The following is an 18,696-nucleotide window of genomic DNA, read 5'->3' as shown; positions in this document are numbered from 1 at the left end:
TGTGATTAGAATGATTTAAAAAAGCATGTTTTCTTTGTCATATCAAGGTTATTACACTTTGTCACTAGGGATTATGACAGCTGCTTTGTTAGATTGATAGTGTCTGAGACGATTCCAAAATAAATTATATCTCATTCAAATTATGAATTGAAGGAGTGAAAGTCATTGTCGTTACTACAAATAAGTGACCTTACTAAAAAAGTTGGGAACAAGACTATTGTAGACCGTTTATCTTTAGAAATGGACAAGGGGGAAATTCTAGGTCTTCTCGGTCCGAATGGAGCCGGAAAAACAACCACAATTCGTATGATTGTGGGACTAGTTAGCAAATCAGAAGGAAAGGTATTCATTAACGGAGAGGACACTTCTCTTCATTTTGAAAAAGCAATGAAACAGGTTGGGGTTATTGTGGAAAATCCTGATTTGTACAAATACTTATCTGGATATGATAATCTAGTTCATTTTTCAAGAATGAATTCCAAGGTGACGAAAAAAAGAATTAGTGAAGTTATATCATTGGTAGGACTGGAGCACAGCATTAACGAAAAAGTCAGTACCTATTCACTTGGCATGAAACAACGTCTAGGTCTTGCTGTTGTTTTGGTTCATAAGCCTTCCTTGCTCATTCTAGATGAACCAACTAACGGACTTGATCCGGCTGGTATCCGTGAATTGAGGGGACATTTAATATCCATAGTGAAAAACGAAGGGGTAGGAGTTATTATTTCAAGTCATTTAATGTCCGAGATGGAAATGATGTGTGACCGAGTGGCCATTTTAAACAAAGGAAAGTTGATAGGCATCCATAATGTATCGGAAATGGTAGAAGATGAATGTTCAGAAGTAGGATTTGAAGTTGATCGCCCGGATTACGCTATACAAGTACTTCAATCTTTACTGTCTGGAAAAACAATTATAGCGGATCGAAAACAGATTAAGGTACACATTCCTAAAGAACGCATACCTGAAATAAGTCAGCATCTGTTGGGTGCAGGCATTAATGTATATAATATCCAAACTGTCAAGAAGACGCTTGAGGACAAATTTATAGAAATTACAGGAGGGAATATTCATTGAACCTAATACGTAATGAAAACATGAAAATATATAAACGTAAGCGTACTTGGGTTATGGTCGCATTAGTTATAGTGTATGTATTAATCCAGATTATAAATTTAAAAACAGCAGAAGATACTGCTTTTGGTAAAGACTGGAGGACGAAGCTTGAACAGGAGAATATTTCACTTAGTAAGGAATTAGAAAAATCAAATACGTTGATAATTGAAGACAAACAAGCTAAGAAAAAATTGTTACTAAATCAATATTATTTAGAAAATAATATTCCCCCCGACACAAATGCATGGAGTTTTGCCGTTGGTCAGATTAGTAATATTATTTTTGCGGTTTCACTTATTGCTATTATTATAGGCGGGGAAATTGTAGCTGCTGAGTTTGGTTCTGGAACAATCAAACTTTTACTTACCCAATCAGCTAGTCGGACGAAAATCTATTTTGCTAAATATACCGCTGCCATATTGTTCGGGCTTTTTTTAACATTAGTTGGGATATTAACGGCCATTTTATTTAGCAGTTTCATATTCGGATTGGACGGATTAGGTGATAACTACTTTTTTGTAAAGGATCAAACTGTTGTAGGAGTTCCTATACTCCAAGCATTAATAGGTAGTTATCTTTTAAATATTCCGTTTCTGTTTCTGGCAATCACATTGGCATTTATGATCTCCGCAGCCTTCCGGAGTACCACATTTTCCATTGTTATCTCCATTCTAGTAACATTAGTTGGATTTATATTATCTATTGCAATGAATGGATGGTACTGGACGAAGTATTTCGTCTTTTCTCATACAGACCTTAACCAATTTATATTCGGAACACCTTCAGTTGAAGGAATGACACTAGGTTTATCAGTTGGATTTATTATCTTACATCTATTGATACTCCATCTGATATCATACCCCATTTTTGTCAAACGTGACGTAGCTTAGCAAAATACAGTACTAGTTTGTTGTAAGGGTAGTCAAATATCCAAATCCGGAAAGTAGGAGAATATATGAAAAAATTAATGCTGTGTTTTGTCATTCTATCTATGTTAACTCTTATTTCAGCATGTAAGCAACAATCAAATGCAAAGGAAGTTGAACTTCCAGTTAAAGATATTTCCAAACTTGTTATTAACAATAGAAATGGAGAGGTAGAAATTGCAGGCCATTCGAACTCCGAAAAGATTGAGGTCACTGCACTAGTAAAGGCTAATGGAATCAGTATGGATAAACTGAAATTTAGTTTAAAAGAACGAAAAAACATCGCCTATTTAGATGCTACATTTGATGGTCAATTTTTTGCGATGGGTTCAGGATCAGTTGACCTTAACATTAAGATACCAAAGCACCTTCAGTTAGACATTCATTCACATAGAGATGGAAATATTAGTATATCTGATATGTCTTCCAATATTGAAATTGTGAATGTAAACGGTGATATTAATGTATCAAACTCAGAGGGACCTGTACTAATCGAGAATAGGGATGGCGACATGGAAATTCGAGATATTGCTTCAAAGGTTACACTAAATAATAAAAATGGGAAGATTCAAGCGATGAACATTGATGGCCCCATCGATATAAATAATAGAGACGGTAATCTGTCCCTTCATAATATTGATTCAGATATAAAAATAATGAATCTTAACGGACACATCAAAGTCGATCAAATAGATGGATCAGCAAAAATTCATGTTGGAGACGGTTCCCTTGATATCAATTATGTATCAAAAAATGTGGAAATTACTCAGACTGGAAATGGGAAGGTTAATATCAATAATATTAAGGGTAATGTAACAAGAAATAAAAAATAAACATTTTTATAAAAAAAGATATTAGCTTTGCTAATTACAAAAAATAACCTGGTTAGAAAATCACTAACCAGGTTTTTAGGTCACGATTAAGTTGTCTGAGTCACAGTTCTGTTACTCAGCCTATTCTTCCCACTCTAAATCGTTGATGTATCGGGCTTTACCCTTATTTAAACAAACGTTTGATTGAAAATTTTCCGTTGTTAATCAAACGTTTGATCAGTAAAAAAAGAATCGCAAAGGACATACCAACGGTACGTTTCCCGATTCTTTTGAGCCATTGGGTTAAGTGTTGACAGTGGCTTACCTTGGTATATTCTTTTGAAGATTGTTGTTAAATACTAAACTGGAGGAAAAAATCCCCGATATTATAAATATAACAATAATTAATATATAAAGAGAAAGGGAGTATACAATCTATGCAAGATACAGGAAGTTTCACAATGAAAGTAAATCAAGCAGAAAAAACAATTGATATGACAGTGAGAGGTACATTCACTCCTGAAAAAGCACAAGAGTTTATTAAGGAGTATCAACAAACATTGTCTGCGATTAAACCAGAAGAATTTGTTCTACAATTTGACTGCAGGGATTTGAGCGTTGTATCACAAGATTTAGCTCCAAACCTTGAAAATGTTATGAGGATGTATAAAGAATCTGGATTTAAAAAAGTGTTGGTTGGCATTCAAAAGAAACCAATTATTAAACTGCAGTTGAATCGTTTGGCTCGTAATGCAGGGCTTGACAATTTTGAAGTATCGGAAATTTATTAAGAGGTCTTATAAAAGAGTAAAGCTTGAATGAGCCTTACTCTTTTTTATCGATAATCGTCCGAATTTTTCGTTCAATTATGATAGAACGAATTTTCTATCATATGTTCTAGAAAAATAGAGTAATTATACTCTTGTAATTTAATTACAAAAATATAATAAATGGAGGCGTTTATAACAATTATGACAAACATTAAAATTAAGGCGGTAGATATCTATCATGCCGAAAAAAGTATTTCAAATGAATTTTATATTAACCATTTTAAAGATCAAGGGAAAGACATTTCTCACTTTTTGGAAATAATGGGAAGAAAAGACCGATTTGTTATTGATAATGAAAGAGAAAATTCTCTTACGATGGGAATAGAAGCTTCGAATCGTGTATTAAAAAAAGCTGGTTTAACTGGTAAAGATTTAGATATGCTTGTCTTTACTTCACAAGTACCTGAATATGTTATTCCAACTAACGCATTATTAGTCCACCATGCAATAAAAGGAAAGGAAAACATGGTTGTTTATGATATGAACGCTAACTGTGCTGGGATGACTATAGCAGTAGAACAAGTATCGAGATATATGATGTCCAACCCTCATATGAAAAGAGCATTAGTGGTAGGCTCAGATAATCTTTCCTTGCTATCAAGTCCAGAAGATACTATGACGTATTCTAATTTTGGAGATTCTTCTTCCGCAATTATTTTAGAAAAAACAGAAGAAGATACAGGATTTATTGACTCAATAGTTGATGTTCATTCTGATACGGATAATCGAACATGTGTTGTTTATCCTGAAAAGGGGCTATCTCAAACAATTAAAGGTAATGGACAAGGTAAATCGATGTTGTGGATTCCATTTGACGGAAGATTTGTTTTGCCCCAAGTATATAAAATGTTTGAAAAAGTATTAGAAAGAAACAATCTAAAGATTGAAGATATTGACCATTTTTGTTTATCACAATTTGCTCTAACACTTCTTCAAGAAATTCAAGACCATTATCATATTCCAGAGGAAAAAATCATCTTTTCGGGAGACCGTTATGGATACACTGGAACAAGTAGTCCTTTTATGGCTTTTCATGAAGGAATTGATTCTGGTAAAATCAAACGAGGAGATAAGGTGTTATTCTGGACTATAGGTGGAGGATATCAACTTGCGACAATGTTGTTTAAATATTAACATTATAAAAGAGTGTACTTAAAAAGACATCTACACGGATGTCCAGTTGGCACCCTTGGTATTATGGTTCGTCTTCAGTTCTTGCTCGATGAAGATAGCAATCCAGATATCTATATTACATTTTTTGAGTACAACCAAAAAGGCTCTTTATATGCGGATGATGAACAACAACAAACAAGCCACCACATTCAGGTGGATATTTGGAGTCTCGGAAATTATTCAAAACTCACAGAGCAAGTAAAACAGTCTTTAATAGACGTCGGATTCTCAAGGACAATGGAAACCGAATTCTATGAATTTGAAACAAAAATATTATCACAAGGTTATCCGTTTTCGTACACAGAAGGCACCTAATAGGGTGCTTTTTTATTTTGCTCATTGGAGATTAATCATATAGTTTTTTATTAGTATTTATAGAACCAGTCCAACCCCTAACGTATCATAAATACTAATAAGAGCCAAAATATACAAGACATGTATATCAGGCTCTTTAATTAAAATTTGATTAGAAAAGCTCATCTTAATTTTTTCTTTTTCTTTTTTTAACTCTACGAACTTTCAATATCTTACCTCCACGCATTTTCCTAATTGTACGGTACATCGTTTTATCTTGGAGCTTATAAAAGTGAGACAAAGCAGGATTTAAGTTTGCCTCGATAATCCAAATGTGTCCGTCACTGTCTATCCCCATATCAAACCCATATATACGATGCCCTTCATAAAGTGGCTCTAATGTTTTCGTTGCAAGCAAGGCAATTCGTTCTAATTCTGATACAAGCTTTTCATCATTACCATCCTCTTTATGAATATTGGAGGCCTTGATCGCTTCGACAACAGGCAATACGGATCCACTGCTTAACTGATTATTCGTTACAAAGAAGCCTTGCCCGGCTAATTTTGCAACTTTACCGGTTACGACCCAATTATTCGAGTTCTTTTTTTTCTGGACAATGACCCGAAGATCAAATGGACGCCCCTGGATATTGGCTAGGGAGATATACCTCTGAGCAAGATAAGTTCTTCGTGGAGCTTTCTTTTTTTTAAAGTAGGAATAAGCATGATACCTTCCAATAAATTCCCTTGTACTATTTAAGTAATGAATTTCGACCTTATCTGATTCAAGTGCAGATACTTTAAATATCTTTCTCCCCCTGCTGCCCATTACAGGCTTTAAGATCACTGAAGGATACTTAACAGTAAAGTCCCATAGTTCCTTCTCTGTTGAAAACCTCATCGTTTCGGGAAGATGCATTTCAAGTTCTTTATTTTTGATTAAGGTTAAATATTTATTCCATTTGTCCCATTTTGGCATTCTTCATCATACCTTTCCCTGGAGCAGTAATCTATTGTTTTTAGATACTTCTCCAATAGTGTTAGAAATAGGTCCATATCATCTGGATTTAGGTCACCAATGTTCGCTATTCTAAAATATTTTAAATGAGTAAGCTTTCCAGGATAAATGGTGATCCCATTTGCATAAAAATAATCATGCATGTGGTTGAAATCATATGCCGCACAATCAGGTTCTATAATAGCAGTGATTAGTTTTGAATGGTTCTCTTTTGAGATGAGATGTTTTAAACCTAACCGTGAAAGGCCTGCCACTAACATTTCCCATAACTCACTATATCGCTTATACCTTTCCTTAATCCCTTCCTTTTTTAATTCTATGATAGCTTGCTTTAGGGCAAAGATTGTCTGGACGGGAGGGGTAAAACGCATTTGGCCCTTCTCGATAAAGTATTGATATTGTGCGTATAGGTTTAAATAGTAATTAGCAGGTTGTAATTCCTTTTGTTTCTGTAAGTCAATTTTCTTAGCGATGACAAATGAGATCCCAGCCATTCCCTGGAGATTTTTATTTGAGCTGGCAGCAAGATAGCTAATGTTCATTTTTTTCATTTGGATAGGAATGGCAGCAAATGAACTCATCGCATCTACAATCATTTGAATATTTTGCCTTCTGCAGATCTCGCCAATTTTTTCAATATCATTCAATAATCCGGTCGTTGTTTCATTATGAACGATCGCTAAATAGGAAACCTTACGAGGAAAATTTAAAATAAATTCTTGAAGCTCTTTTATGTTAACAGCACAATCGTAAGGACTTTGAAATTCAACACAGTCAAGTCGATATGCCTCCGCAATTTCGCACATCCTTTCCCCATATACACCGTTGTTGATAATGACCACAACGCCATCATTTGCAACAGAACTTAAAACAGACTCTACCGCGGAGGTTCCAGATCCACTGAATAATACAGTTGTATACTCCTCAGTATCGGCGACAAGCCTTGTCAGTTCGGAGGAAACGTATTTCATAATTTGGCAGAACTCTTTTTCACGAGGGCAAATATCAGGAACTACTTGTGCATATTTAACTGTATCGGTTGTGGTAGCAGGACCTGGATTTAATAATATGTTCCGTTTCAATTTTTTCATAACGCAGCTCCTCATTGTGTTTTAATTGATAAATAGTTGTAGACGTGCTTTCACCTCAGCTGGGTCTATTTTGGGGCGTCCAAGATTTTTTTTGGACCCTGGAGTATTTTTTAAATATAAAAAAGTGAGCCCCTTTCTTTTCTTCCATTCTGCTATTCTTGCTTGCAGCTCTTCCAAACTGTGTACATAGTATGAGTTCTCATAGCCACTAGCAGCAGCAATTTCAACAAAGTTAACATTATGGGAAACGGTACGCTGCCCTCCCGTTGAATCATGAGACTGATTATCTAGCAATATATGAAGCATATTTTCAGGCCGATAGTAACCATTTGTTGCTAAACTTCCCATCCTCATTAGAATGGCACCATCTCCATCTATGATTACGACGTCTTTGTCTTTACGGGTGCAGGCTAATCCAAGTCCAAGAGAACTAGCACACCCCATGGAACCGACCATATATATATTGTTTGGCGCATCCTCAATTTCATATAGTTCTCGACCTGTTTTACCTGTTGTTGCTAACTGGATGGTATTCTCATCTTTACATTGATTGATTGTCCATAAAGTTTCATAGCGGCTTGGCACTTCATCATCCGCTGTTTTCCTTGTTTTTTTCTTATTTTCGCTTTTCTCAGATACGTCATTATTTAACTTTTCACTTGTGAATGTCCCTTTTTTGACTACAAAGAAAAAGGTTTCTTGTTTTTCAATGAAATCGGCTGCTTTTTGAACTTGTTTTCTAGCCACATGGTCTACTGGAGATAAAAATTCCCATTTTATTTTCATTAAATCTAACATTTTTACTGTAATTTCACCCATGAGCTCATGCTGGGGTTCATCCTGCAATCCTGGTTCTCCCCGCAAGCTAACGAACCCAAGAATTGGAATTTGAAAGGGGTAGGTTAAGGAGGTTAATGGAGAAATAGCATTTGTTAATCCTGAGTTTTGCATTAAAACAATTGGTTTTCTCCCTCCAAGATAAGCCCCCGCAGCTATAGCAACCGCATCACCCTCATTTGCTGCAGCTATATATTTACATTCATTTATAGAATAATTGATGAGATTTTTTAAAAATGAGCATGGAACACCAGTGTAAAAGTCAAAACCAAGTGCTTTAAGGTGATTTCCAAACGTTTTTGTCTCCAGCATTCAACCACCTATCTCCTCACTCTGTTCTTTTTCCGTTGTTCCAGGCAAATATTTTTTTTCTGCTGTTTGAAGCTCCTCAGCATTTTGAAGCCGGAAAATTTCTTCAACGCTTACAATTTGATTTTCTACATGAATGAGGTTTTCCTCTTGCAGAATTTGTTTTGATATGTTTTGCATCGCTTTGACCGATGCTCTTAAGTTGTGATTCGCCCAAATAACAGCATTTATTCCCAATTTTCTAAACTGTTCTGTTGGAGTGTTATAATATTTCGTAGGAACAATGACAACTGGGTGCCTTCCACTCCATTCCTTCATAAACATTTCTATTTCCTCAATTGTGGATTTTTTACTATGCATTAGAATCGCATCTGCTCCTGCTTTCCGATATGCCTCCGCCCGCTTTAATGCTTCCTTGAGACCCCAACCGGCAATAAATGCCTCTATCCTAGCAACAACCATAAAATCTTTATCTAGCTGAGTATCTTTCATTGCTTTTATTTTTCCTGAAAACTCCTCAATTGAAGCAAGAGGTTGTGCTTCTCCATTAATAAACGAGTTCGCTTTCGGAAAAGTCTTATCCTCAATACAAACTCCTGCTATATTTATTTGTTCGAGTTTCTTAACAAGCCTCCTGGCATTATTAAAGTTTCCATATCCTGTATCCCCATCTAAAAGTATTGGTATTTCCGTCGCATCACTCATATTTTCAAGGATATCTAATACTTCCGTCCAAGAAGCCTCATTATTATCTCTGAGCCCCATTGAAGCAGAAATGGAAAGGCCGCTGGCCCATATCCCATTAAATCCCGCTTCTTCTACAATCTTTGCTGATAGTCCATTATGTGCTTCCATTAAAAAATTCAGTTTGGGAGAACTTAGTATTTTCTTGAGTTGAGTAGTCTTCTTCATTATCTCCACACCTCGTAACAATAGTGTATATTACCTATTTAGTTAAAAAAGAAAAAATTTATTGGTAGTCTCTTTATTCAAACCTTTTAAACTCTAACCAACACATTTTCAGTTGATTGTCTTTTTCAACTACAACTAAATACATTAATTAATGTATGAGAGAACGGAATTTTTGCTCGGGCTTTAATAAGTAAAAGGAAATTTTACGCTAAGAAGGGCGTTTTCACGAGTAATAAAAATAGGTATATCATAAAGCTTTATCCCACGATTAAACAGGGGATTAAATGCAAATTTAGGGGAGTATGCAAGCGGGCTTAAGGTATTTCATAATGTTCAGTATATAATTGATGATACCTGTGAAAACCCTGATGCGATTGTTGTCCGCAGCTTTAACATGCATACCATGGAGTTTGGCACCAATTTACTCGGAATTATCCAGGCTGGAACAGGTGTTAATAGTATCCCGGTTGAAAAATGAACGGAGCAGGGAATTGTCGTTTTTAACACACCCGGCGCCAATGCCAATGCCGTTAAAGAGCTTGTGTTGACCTCCTTAATGGCTTCATCCCGGGCTTATCCCGTTTTCAATCAAACGTTTGATTGAAATTTTCCTTTTTTAATCAAACGTTTGATCAAAAAAAAGAACCGAGAAAGCTTACCAACGGTACGCTTCCCGATTCTTAATTTGATCGTATTTGCCTCCCGTTCTTCCCTTCAGGTACCAACTTAGTTTCAGCAGGTACCAACTTTGTTACTTAGGGAAGGACATTGCTTTGGGGAGACAAATCATGTTGGTTTAGAATAAAGTTTGATTATAAATTACTCTAAATCCTTGATTCTACTGTATATAAAAAGCTGTCGTTTTGAATAAAGATTGATCAAAATGACAGCTTTCTTTTATTTTTAATAACTGTTTTTTATAAAAAAGATTAATTATTTTAAATCTCCTTATTCCACAAACGCCTCTGTCATGAACAAAGAATTAAAACCACAGTTTTCTAATTGCTCTCGTAAAAAAACTTCCACGTTTTTGTAACGGATGATGCTATTAATTTTATCAGCTATACAGAAGGAGCTTAATTATTGCTGTTTTTTTCTCCCCACTCACATAACTGTTCCAAAACAGGTAATAGAGTTTCTGCTTTATGTGTGAGACTGTACTCAACTTTAGGGGGAATTTGAGGATACTCTTTGCGTCTAACAATCCCGTCTGCTTCCAATTCTTTAAGTTGTGAACTCAATGTTTTAAAAGTAATAGCTCCTATTTTTCTTTTCAAATCATTAAATCGAACTGGTTGGTTTTCTGCCAGGAGGTAAATAATAAGCATTTTCCATTTACCACCAATCACTGATATTGTATAACCAAAAGGTGTCTCTTGAACATTACCCTTTTCTTTATAGTCAGCCATACTCATATTTACACTATCCTTTCAGGTAGTATCTATCAAAAAAGTGCGTACTATTTTTTTGTTTGCGTTCATTTTATACTGACATTACATTGAAGTAAAGGAGAGAAAAAATGACTAATGTTAAAACCTACGATCACGGTCTTTGGGATCACGGTATTACCCAAGGTTACAGCGTCAACGGCACTATCTACATTTCAGGGCAATTTTCCCACGATATGAAGGGTGCGTTCATTGGCGATGGCAATATCGAAGCACAGACCCGACAGACGCTTGAAAATCTCGATCGCGTACTGGAGGGATTTGGTGTCACGAAGTCCAACCTCGCTTATATGGAGATCTATTTAACAAATGCGCAAGAACATTCCGAACCAGTCCTTCGGCTGTTCAAGGAATATCTAGGACAACATCGACCGGCCGGCAGCCTCATCGGCGTGACTTACTTGGCATTCCCAGAGCAACTGATTGAAATCAGCGCCATCGCACACACCAACTAAGTAAAATACATTTTATAATCAAAGTAATCATGTCAAGCTCATTTCTTTAGGTGATTATTGAAGTAAGCTAGAAAAATTAAAAGGGGTATCAACTTGATTGAACTGAACCCCGAATAGTAGATACTTTTAGAAAAAGTGGACCTATTCGGGGTTTTTGTGTTTTTTGAAAGGCTAAATCCCAATTCTAACGAATTTCCCGATGTGTAATAATCACTCTTTGCAAAATTATAAACGTCGCAACTTTATTTTAAACTTCGTATCTTTTTTATAAACATCGTAACTTTATTTCAATCCTACACTTTTTCTTTTAGACATAAAAACACCCCTTTAGACAATCATATCCAAAGGGGTAAAACGGTACATCTTTCTTTCAAGTCTACAAAATTATGTAGGTTTGGAAGAAAGTTTGATTAAAAGCACCTACCAAGCCCACATTTTACGATAAATAAAAGAATACGTTTTTAAAAAAAGATTGATCAAAATGGATTCTTTCCTTGTGAAGTATTGTTCAATTTTTATAAAAAAGTTTGATTATTTTCTTCTGTTGATCTTCAACAAACACGCTCTCTTCAACAGAATTAAAGACAAGATTCTATAGAGAGTACTTATAAAGATAAGGTACTAACTCTTTTAAAGTTAGTACCACATCCTTTTCTATCTCTACAAGAGCCTAAAATATTGATTTTAAATATCTTAGCTATTTTAATTCCAAATAAAAGAATTTTTGTTTAATAATATATTTAATTATTCCACAAAAAAAAGGCCCAATCCCCTATAAGTGGATTTGAGCCTTTAATAAGCAAACTATTTATGATGCATTAACTGTCGCTTGTTCTTTTTTCTTAAAAAATTTCTTTTTAATTACTGGGAGAGCAAAACGATCGACTCCCCAATAATAAGTACCACTTCCAACAACTAGTAGTAAAATAGCAATTGTATAATAAACTGGGTTTACACCTGTTTCACCAGTTAAAAGAAAACTTAAATTCATTAGTGCTGCTGCATATAAAGCAGGTCTAGTTAAAAATCCAATGATAAGTCCAAGACCGACTAGAAATTCACCCCAAACGACTAAAACATTGAAAAGTTCAATGTTTGGAAGAGCAAATTTCTCCAAAAATGTTCCATACCACCCTAATACTTGAGGATGTGCACCTTCTGTTTTTGTGAGAGCTGCATTTAGAAATCCGGAAGCATCGAATCCACCTTCACGAACTATCTTATCCCATCCTGCTGTTAACCATGTAAATCCAAACCATAATCTCAAAACAGTCCAAAGAACTGCTGCTTGAGGGGTTTTCCACCATTTCATTATTTCTCATCTCCTAATAATTGTACTAGAAACATAATAATCGCCGGCCAGCGTTTGAGGTGAGGGAAAATTAATATCCCTTCCTGCATTTTCAATATATATAAATTATTTTTACTAAACAATAAATAAGATAACAATTCACATTTTGTTAAGAAAAATTTTACAAATAGGAGAATGTATTGATAAAACATTGACAGGTTGTCAGTCAAAATGTATGATTGAACCATCAAACTGATAATCAATATCAATTAGATGGTTGTTACTCAATAATTAAATTTAGCTTTTACTGTTTTTCTTAATAGTGATAAATCAAATTTTCCACTAGGAACGCCAAATAAATGTTCAAATAAAGATTGAATTGCTACAATTCTTGCAATGCGTTCTGCTTTACTCCATTTGAATAATGATGAATCAGCCCATTGATGAATTGTCGAAATAAAAAATTCTGCTACAAGTGTCGGTTTGTCAACATGGAAAATGCCTTCCTTATTACCTTGAATAATTAAATCCGTTAATATTGGTGTGCTTTGACAAATCATTTGTACATGTAATATTTGCCGAAGAATTGCATTATTATCGTGTTGTAAATACTTAAAGATTTCATTATGCCCTGTCGGATAATCAAGCTCAAACACAAAAACCCAAGCAATTTTTTCAAATGCAGAAAGTGTTTCGTCATAAATTACATCCATAAACTGCTTTTTGATACCTTGCATCTGTCGATCAATTAATGCATTTGCTAAGTCTTCTTTCGATTTGAAGTAGTAGTAAAGTGTTCCCTGAGCTACTCTCAGCGTTTTAGTAATATCAGTCGTTGAGGTTTTCTCATAACCTTTTTGGCTAAAAAGAGATTCTGCTGTATCTAATATTTCGTTTCGGCGTTCCGTTGCATTTTTCGTTACTCTGACCATTGAATGCACTACCTCCTTTTTTTATTTAAGCATTGGTCTGACTAGTAGTCAATTGCATTATGGGAGTGAAAATTGGTTAGTTAAATTTAATTGAGTGACTGTCAGTTACGATTTATAAGGAGAATTTAGATGTTTAAAAAAACTATTTATCTATTATGTTTTATATTCATTTTCGTTACCTTAGGATGCTCTCAAAAGGAGAAATCCTCTTGGAAATAACCAGCGCAAATATTAATAAAAAAAATCCAATGTCAGTCGATGTTCATACATACAAAGGTGAGGAAATCACACAAACAATTGACAAATCTCCCAAGAAAGTTATGATCATTGGTTCGGCTGTTGCAGAATTAATTGTGAAATTTGAACAACAAGAAAAAGTTGTTGGGTTTGCATATAGTGATCAGACTGATTCAAAATTTGCTGAGGAAATTGAGAAATTACCTTTAGTAAGGAAAATGTGGCCATCTAAGGAATTAAATGTGTCTAGAGCATCATTATATAGGAAGTTATCAGAAGGGAACAATTAGTCCTTTCTTTTCCAATTAAAAGGATAGATTGTGAAGAATTGTACTTATACTAACAAGACATAATAATTTAATTCAAGGAAATAAGTTAAATTCAAAATGATACCTACAGTAAAATTTGCTTACTACTAATTAAGGAAAATAAACTAATATGATAAATAATAAACTTCATATAAAGGTGGATTTATATGCCTAAAATTGACAATATACTAGCAATTCTATGGATGCTTAATTCAAGTGAAAAAATTACTGCAAAACAAATTTCAGAAAGGTTAGAAATAAATATAAGGACTGTGTATCGTTATATTGATACACTTTCAACAAGTGGTGTACCTATAATTTCAGAAACAGGCCATAATGGTGGATACACTTTATTGAACAATTTTATTAAAGCTCCTCTTTTTTTTGATTTTGAGGAGCAAACCTCACTATTTCATGCTGCTGTTTTTGCAGAAGAAGCCGGATATTATGGAGGTGAAGCACTAAATAGAGCTATTTCCAAGCTAAGCAAATATTCAAATCCAGAACAGGAAACAAAGATAAACCAGCGTTTAACTAGTCTTGAAGTAATAAGTCGATTAAGTTCCCTCTCTATAGAGCCTCTCTTGAAGGAAGTGGAGCAGGCCGTAGCTGACGGATACTCTGTAAAAATTCTATACCTTAAAATTGGAGAAGAACAATCAACATATAGATTGGTTGATCCGTACAGAATTATTTATTGGAATAATAATTGGTATGTGATTGGATTTTGTCATCTTAGGAATGATATCCGTAGCTTTAGAGTAGATCGAATTGAAAACTTAATGCTAACTGAAAATAAGTTTAACCGACCAGAAAATTTTTCAGCACATGACTTTTTTATGGATAATCTTCTTCCAACTATAGAAGGTAAGGAAGGGGTTATCCCTTTAGTTATTAGTGGAAATACAAGGGTGTTGGATGATATTTGCCAACATTGGTTTTTTGGACATTATTTACAAGAACAGACTTCAACCCAAGCAATATTTCTTCTTGAAAACGATATGATACATACATATGTACCTCATTTACTTTTACCGTACGGTAAATCTATTCAAATTATTGGGCCAGTAAGTCTTAAGCAAAGACTTATTGAAGTTCTGTCGGAATTAATAAAATTTCATCAAGTATGATAACTTCCCTGACGATAACTGTCAGGGAAGTTATATTATAATAGGCTATATCAATTGTGATTGGAGCGTTATTGGATGCAAACAAAAAAAGTTTATCTTTATGTTTTTAATACAATGTCAGACTGGGAATATGGATATTTAATTGCTGAACTAAACTCAGGAAGATATTTCAAAAAAGATTTAGCACCTTTAAAAGTAGTTACAGTAGGAGCTAATAAAGAAATTATTACTACGATGGGAGGACTGAGCATAAAACCAGATATTTCCCTTGATGAATGTACTCTTAAGAGTAAAGATCTTTTAGTTTTACCTGGAGGGAATACTTGGGGAGAAGATATTCATCAACCTATCTTGAAAAAAATTGGCGAAGCTTTAAAGCTTGGCACTATTGTTGCTGCAATTTGTGGTGCAACTGAGGGACTAGCGAATATTGGATACCTAGATTCTAGAAAGCATACAAGCAATAACTTAGAGTATATTAAAATGGTCTGTCCTAATTATAAAGGAGAAAAATTTCATGAGATGGGACCTGCAGTATCTGGTGAGAATTTGGTTACTGCATCAGGAGTAGCTCCTCTGGAATTTGCGATGGAAGTACTGAAAAAATTAGATGTATTTGCACCAGATACATTGCATTCATGGTATAACCTAAATAAGACTCATAAACCTGAATACTTCTTCCAGTTAATGAATTCAATAAATAGATGAGCTAAAAAAATCAACTTAGCAGTTTAATATTAGTTTAAATAATTACCATGCTTTAGACGATGTCAAAGCATGGTTTTTGTATATAACTTAAAAATTATTTATAGAAGTAAAAAAATTACAAAGCATCCCTGAAGTTCTTATAAATAGAAATGGTAACTAAATCCCTATTTAGTATTGAAATTTCCTTAACGTTGTAAATCCGCATTTTCCTGACGATACCCCTTATTGGACAAACAGGTGCTTTAGTGCAATAACAGAGTGTAGCTAATTTCGGTACATCTTTTTAATAAACGGTTAAACTTTCTTTAAAACGGTACGACTTTTTTATAAACAGTACAACTTTCTTTCAAATCTACAGTTTGTCTTTATTCTTTCAAGCGAGTAGATCTTCCTAACGAAGATACATCTTGGATCTTTAACCATGGTTTATATTCTGAGCCAATACCTGAGCCACGGCCTTCTTTTATCCATTTCTCAATTTTAGATGTTCTTTTTCTTTTTGACATAAAAACACCCCTTTAGACAATTATATCCAAAGGGGTAAAACGGTACAACTTTGTTATAAACGGTATAACTTTCTTTTAAACGGTACAACTTTCTTTTAAATCTACAAATTTGATCTGAGACAATAAAGTCGTTTAAAAATAGCAGCTCAAACACACATAACACCGTTTCCAGAAGGAGACGGTACTATGATAAAGTTGTTTAATTTTAGATTTTCACTTCTTGAAAACCGGAGAACATTGAACAATAAAGTTGTTTAAAATACAACTGTTAATAGTTTTTTTTTACAATCAAACAAGTTCCCAAATTCCTCTTGGTGAGCTTTCAGCATCTTTCATTATCCCCTTACGTCTTAACTCGTTAGCTGCCCATCTAATGTCATATTGCCATGTATAAAACAAATCACCTGATTCTTTCAATTCTGTTTCATAGTGAATCCAGATATACTTAGCAATTGTTACAATATTTGCTGACCCACCAGCTGACTCTAAAGCTTCTTTCACTAACTTTTGAAGTTCTTCTTTATGCAACATGATATTTGCACCGTTTCCTCTCGTATAGTTATTTGAAAGGTAGCATTTATTAAGGCTTTTTCACAATCAAAATATATTCTTGCATCATCGTTTTTATTTGATCATTTCGATTCACGGTTGAATTTATATGATGTGGAAGCCTTTTAAAAGAATACTCTCTAGTTAAATCAGTAACTTTCTCATAACCTATATTTTCAAACCAGTCATTTAAAACGTCTTTCATATTTATGTTGATTTTCCCTAACACTGTTCTGTGGCCGACGATCCACGCCTGAATACCATCATGATTAAGTACTCTATCAGTAGATACTACAACTTGATATAGATCTTTGAAAAAATTTAATACTTCATCTTTTCTTTTTGGTACAGCTTGTATTTTTCGCTTTATTGTTTCCAAAACACGTTTTAATTTTTCTTTTAAAAATTCTATATTATCTAGATCGTCCTCAACGTGACCGTTAAATAACTCTTCAAAGAAATGATCTGTCTTTTCAGCGCTTAGCTTCTTAACTTCTTTTCTCGATAGATTAGTTTCTTTATTATATTCCCTATAAAAATCTAACCTTACCCTTTCCCTCAACAAAGCAAATATTTTATTATCAATTTGTTCTAGCGTAAAAATATTTCCTGCTTCAAGCTGTTTCTGCCAATTATTTAATTCACACTTCATTTCATTTAATTGTTCAACATCTTCATTTATTACCTGATCCATTTCGCTCACTAAATTTTGAAGTGTAATGGAACGAGATAATATAGTCTCTATCCCCGCTTCAATTTCTGATTTTTTTCCGCCTAATAAATATTCATCACAATTATCAGAATAGACTTTAATTCCTAAGTATTTATTTAGAAGGTCTGAGGCCCACTGTAATGAAAGTCTTGAGAATTGACCATAAGCTACAGTACTACTAGAATCTCCATAAGGAGGAGACGTTAAAATTAAATCTACTTTTTTATCTTCCATAAAATTAAGTTCTTTAGCATTACCTAATTCAACCTGCATATTGCTTATAACTTTATAAGCCCTATTAACTTCTTTTAACATTTCCAAAAGGCCTATAATATTATTAGAAAATACTTCAACAGCATTTACATTAAATTTTTCTATATCACTTGGAGACATCCTATATAGCTTAAATTCACTATTACGGCTTAATGAACAATACCTTATACTAGAACTAAAAGAATTAAGTAAAATTAACGCATAGTTCTCAATATTTTTTTTCCCTTTACCTTTTAAAAATTGATTAATTTTTTCTTTAATGTATGATAGTTCTCTAATGTTTTCTTCTTTAAACCAATAGTCTATGTTATTAAAAGTAGTAAGCTTAACTACGTTTGCATTTTCATACCCCAATTGCAAATCTCCTACAAAGTCTTTTATGGTTTTAATCATATAATTAGAGTTAGAAAGTGTAAGTACTTTAGTACGTGCTATTAAGATAGCTAATGGATTTAGATCTGAGCCGTAAAAATCTAAACCTAAGTATTTTGATTCGAGGGCAGTAGTGCCACTACCCACAAAAGGATCCAAAACACTTTTAATATTATATCGGCTTTTAATATGGTTTAATAATTCAAATACCATATCCGGTACTGCCTTGGCGGGATAGGCATGTGTATTACTTTTCGAGGGAAAGAATGAAGCATAATTGTTTTCCCCCGAATAATTTAAGTTTAAATCTCTCCAAAAGTAGTCATCTTTTTTGTAATTATCTTGTGCCATTGCTTCACCTCATTTTTATAAAAATAATTTAACCCCAGGATTAAACCGTGTGTTTTTTTTAAAACACACGGTTGTCTTCGTAAATTAAATTTGTTGAACATTAAAG

The 18,696-nt window shown here is 33.9% G+C and carries 19 protein-coding genes and 2 pseudogenes; 11 read left to right on the top strand and 10 right to left on the bottom strand.

Features of this window, described 5'->3' with window-relative positions; all coding sequences use genetic code 11:
- Positions 1–165: 165 nt before the first annotated feature.
- The 6 genes from V7150_RS12470 (at position 166) to V7150_RS12445 (ending at position 5,172) form a co-directional block, all read left to right on the top strand.
- On the top strand, positions 166–1,077 hold the full coding sequence (locus tag V7150_RS12470) for an ABC transporter ATP-binding protein (protein ID WP_335518377.1): 912 nt from the start codon (positions 166–168) through the stop codon (positions 1,075–1,077).
- 20 nt (positions 1,078–1,097) lie between these two features.
- Positions 1,098–2,006, top strand: a complete 909-nt coding sequence (locus V7150_RS12465; RefSeq protein ID WP_420490282.1) for an ABC transporter permease — start codon at positions 1,098–1,100, stop codon at positions 2,004–2,006.
- 65 nt (positions 2,007–2,071) lie between these two features.
- Positions 2,072–2,875, top strand: a complete 804-nt coding sequence (locus V7150_RS12460) for a DUF4097 family beta strand repeat-containing protein (protein WP_335518372.1) — start codon at positions 2,072–2,074, stop codon at positions 2,873–2,875.
- A gap of 416 nt (positions 2,876–3,291) precedes the next feature.
- Complete coding sequence (locus tag V7150_RS12455) at positions 3,292–3,645, top strand: hypothetical protein (protein ID WP_283921138.1); 354 nt, start codon at positions 3,292–3,294, stop codon at positions 3,643–3,645.
- A 180-nt stretch (positions 3,646–3,825) separates the two neighbouring features.
- Positions 3,826–4,818: a ketoacyl-ACP synthase III gene (locus V7150_RS12450; RefSeq protein ID WP_335518367.1), complete on the top strand. Its 993-nt coding sequence runs from the start codon at positions 3,826–3,828 to the stop codon at positions 4,816–4,818.
- Positions 4,819–4,830: 12 nt separating this feature from the next.
- Complete coding sequence (locus V7150_RS12445) at positions 4,831–5,172, top strand: hypothetical protein (protein ID WP_335518364.1); 342 nt, start codon at positions 4,831–4,833, stop codon at positions 5,170–5,172.
- 166 nt (positions 5,173–5,338) lie between these two features.
- Here V7150_RS12445 and V7150_RS12440 read toward each other — a convergent pair whose 3' ends face one another.
- The 4 genes from V7150_RS12440 to aepX are packed head-to-tail and all read right to left on the bottom strand — an operon-like array spanning position 5,339 to position 9,318.
- Entirely contained in the window at positions 5,339–6,130 is a 792-nt protein-coding gene (locus tag V7150_RS12440) for a YheC/YheD family protein (protein WP_335518361.1), read from the bottom strand.
- Positions 6,097–7,260 (bottom strand): 2-aminoethylphosphonate aminotransferase, encoded by a 1,164-nt coding sequence (locus V7150_RS12435; protein ID WP_335518358.1) that lies wholly within the window; start codon positions 7,258–7,260, stop codon positions 6,097–6,099. The genes V7150_RS12440 and V7150_RS12435 overlap by 34 nt, the downstream gene beginning before the upstream one ends.
- A gap of 21 nt (positions 7,261–7,281) precedes the next feature.
- On the bottom strand, positions 7,282–8,409 hold the full coding sequence (gene aepY / locus V7150_RS12430; protein WP_335518357.1) for a phosphonopyruvate decarboxylase: 1,128 nt from the start codon (positions 8,407–8,409) through the stop codon (positions 7,282–7,284).
- Entirely contained in the window at positions 8,410–9,318 is a 909-nt protein-coding gene (aepX, locus tag V7150_RS12425) for a phosphoenolpyruvate mutase (RefSeq protein WP_335518353.1), read from the bottom strand.
- Positions 9,319–9,577: 259 nt separating this feature from the next.
- Here aepX and V7150_RS12420 point away from each other — a divergent pair.
- A pseudogene (locus tag V7150_RS12420) lies at positions 9,578–9,889 on the top strand (hypothetical protein); the annotation flags it as partial.
- A gap of 505 nt (positions 9,890–10,394) precedes the next feature.
- On the opposite strand, the gene V7150_RS12415 reads toward V7150_RS12420, so the two are convergent.
- Entirely contained in the window at positions 10,395–10,733 is a 339-nt protein-coding gene (locus V7150_RS12415; RefSeq protein WP_158318005.1) for a winged helix-turn-helix transcriptional regulator, read from the bottom strand.
- A gap of 104 nt (positions 10,734–10,837) precedes the next feature.
- Here V7150_RS12415 and V7150_RS12410 point away from each other — a divergent pair, with 104 nt between their 5' ends.
- Positions 10,838–11,221, top strand: a complete 384-nt coding sequence (locus V7150_RS12410; protein WP_335518347.1) for a RidA family protein — start codon at positions 10,838–10,840, stop codon at positions 11,219–11,221.
- Positions 11,222–12,029: 808 nt separating this feature from the next.
- Here V7150_RS12410 and V7150_RS12405 read toward each other — a convergent pair.
- Complete coding sequence (locus V7150_RS12405) at positions 12,030–12,533, bottom strand: DoxX family protein (RefSeq protein WP_248737766.1); 504 nt, start codon at positions 12,531–12,533, stop codon at positions 12,030–12,032.
- A 263-nt stretch (positions 12,534–12,796) separates the two neighbouring features.
- Positions 12,797–13,444 (bottom strand): TetR/AcrR family transcriptional regulator, encoded by a 648-nt coding sequence (locus tag V7150_RS12400; protein ID WP_248737765.1) that lies wholly within the window; start codon positions 13,442–13,444, stop codon positions 12,797–12,799.
- A 209-nt stretch (positions 13,445–13,653) separates the two neighbouring features.
- On the opposite strand from V7150_RS12400, the gene V7150_RS12395 reads away from it, so the two are divergent.
- The 3 genes from V7150_RS12395 to V7150_RS12385 all read left to right on the top strand — a co-directional run bounded on the left by V7150_RS12395 (position 13,654) and on the right by V7150_RS12385 (position 15,827).
- On the top strand, positions 13,654–13,971 hold the full coding sequence (locus V7150_RS12395) for a hypothetical protein (protein ID WP_335518334.1): 318 nt from the start codon (positions 13,654–13,656) through the stop codon (positions 13,969–13,971).
- Between the two features lie 185 nt (positions 13,972–14,156).
- Positions 14,157–15,119, top strand: coding sequence for a helix-turn-helix transcriptional regulator (locus V7150_RS12390; RefSeq protein WP_335518331.1), 963 nt, complete (start codon positions 14,157–14,159; stop codon positions 15,117–15,119).
- A gap of 75 nt (positions 15,120–15,194) precedes the next feature.
- Positions 15,195–15,827, top strand: a complete 633-nt coding sequence (locus tag V7150_RS12385; RefSeq protein WP_335518327.1) for a type 1 glutamine amidotransferase family protein — start codon at positions 15,195–15,197, stop codon at positions 15,825–15,827.
- Positions 15,828–16,198: 371 nt separating this feature from the next.
- Here V7150_RS12385 and V7150_RS12380 read toward each other — a convergent pair.
- The 3 genes and pseudogenes from V7150_RS12380 to V7150_RS12370 form a co-directional block, all read right to left on the bottom strand.
- A pseudogene (locus V7150_RS12380) lies at positions 16,199–16,333 on the bottom strand (heteromeric transposase endonuclease subunit TnsA); the annotation flags it as partial.
- A 288-nt stretch (positions 16,334–16,621) separates the two neighbouring features.
- Positions 16,622–16,864 (bottom strand): hypothetical protein, encoded by a 243-nt coding sequence (locus tag V7150_RS12375; protein WP_335518324.1) that lies wholly within the window; start codon positions 16,862–16,864, stop codon positions 16,622–16,624.
- Between the two features lie 49 nt (positions 16,865–16,913).
- Entirely contained in the window at positions 16,914–18,590 is a 1,677-nt protein-coding gene (locus V7150_RS12370; RefSeq protein WP_335518321.1) for a DNA methyltransferase, read from the bottom strand.
- Positions 18,591–18,696: the final 106 nt, after the last annotated feature.

The organism is Neobacillus drentensis, from assembly GCF_036965245.1.
Taxonomy (GTDB): domain Bacteria; phylum Bacillota; class Bacilli; order Bacillales; family Cytobacillaceae; genus Neobacillus; species Neobacillus drentensis_G.
The sequence above is the reverse complement of the archived record's forward strand: the minus strand, read 5'-3'. Positions and strand labels throughout refer to the sequence as shown.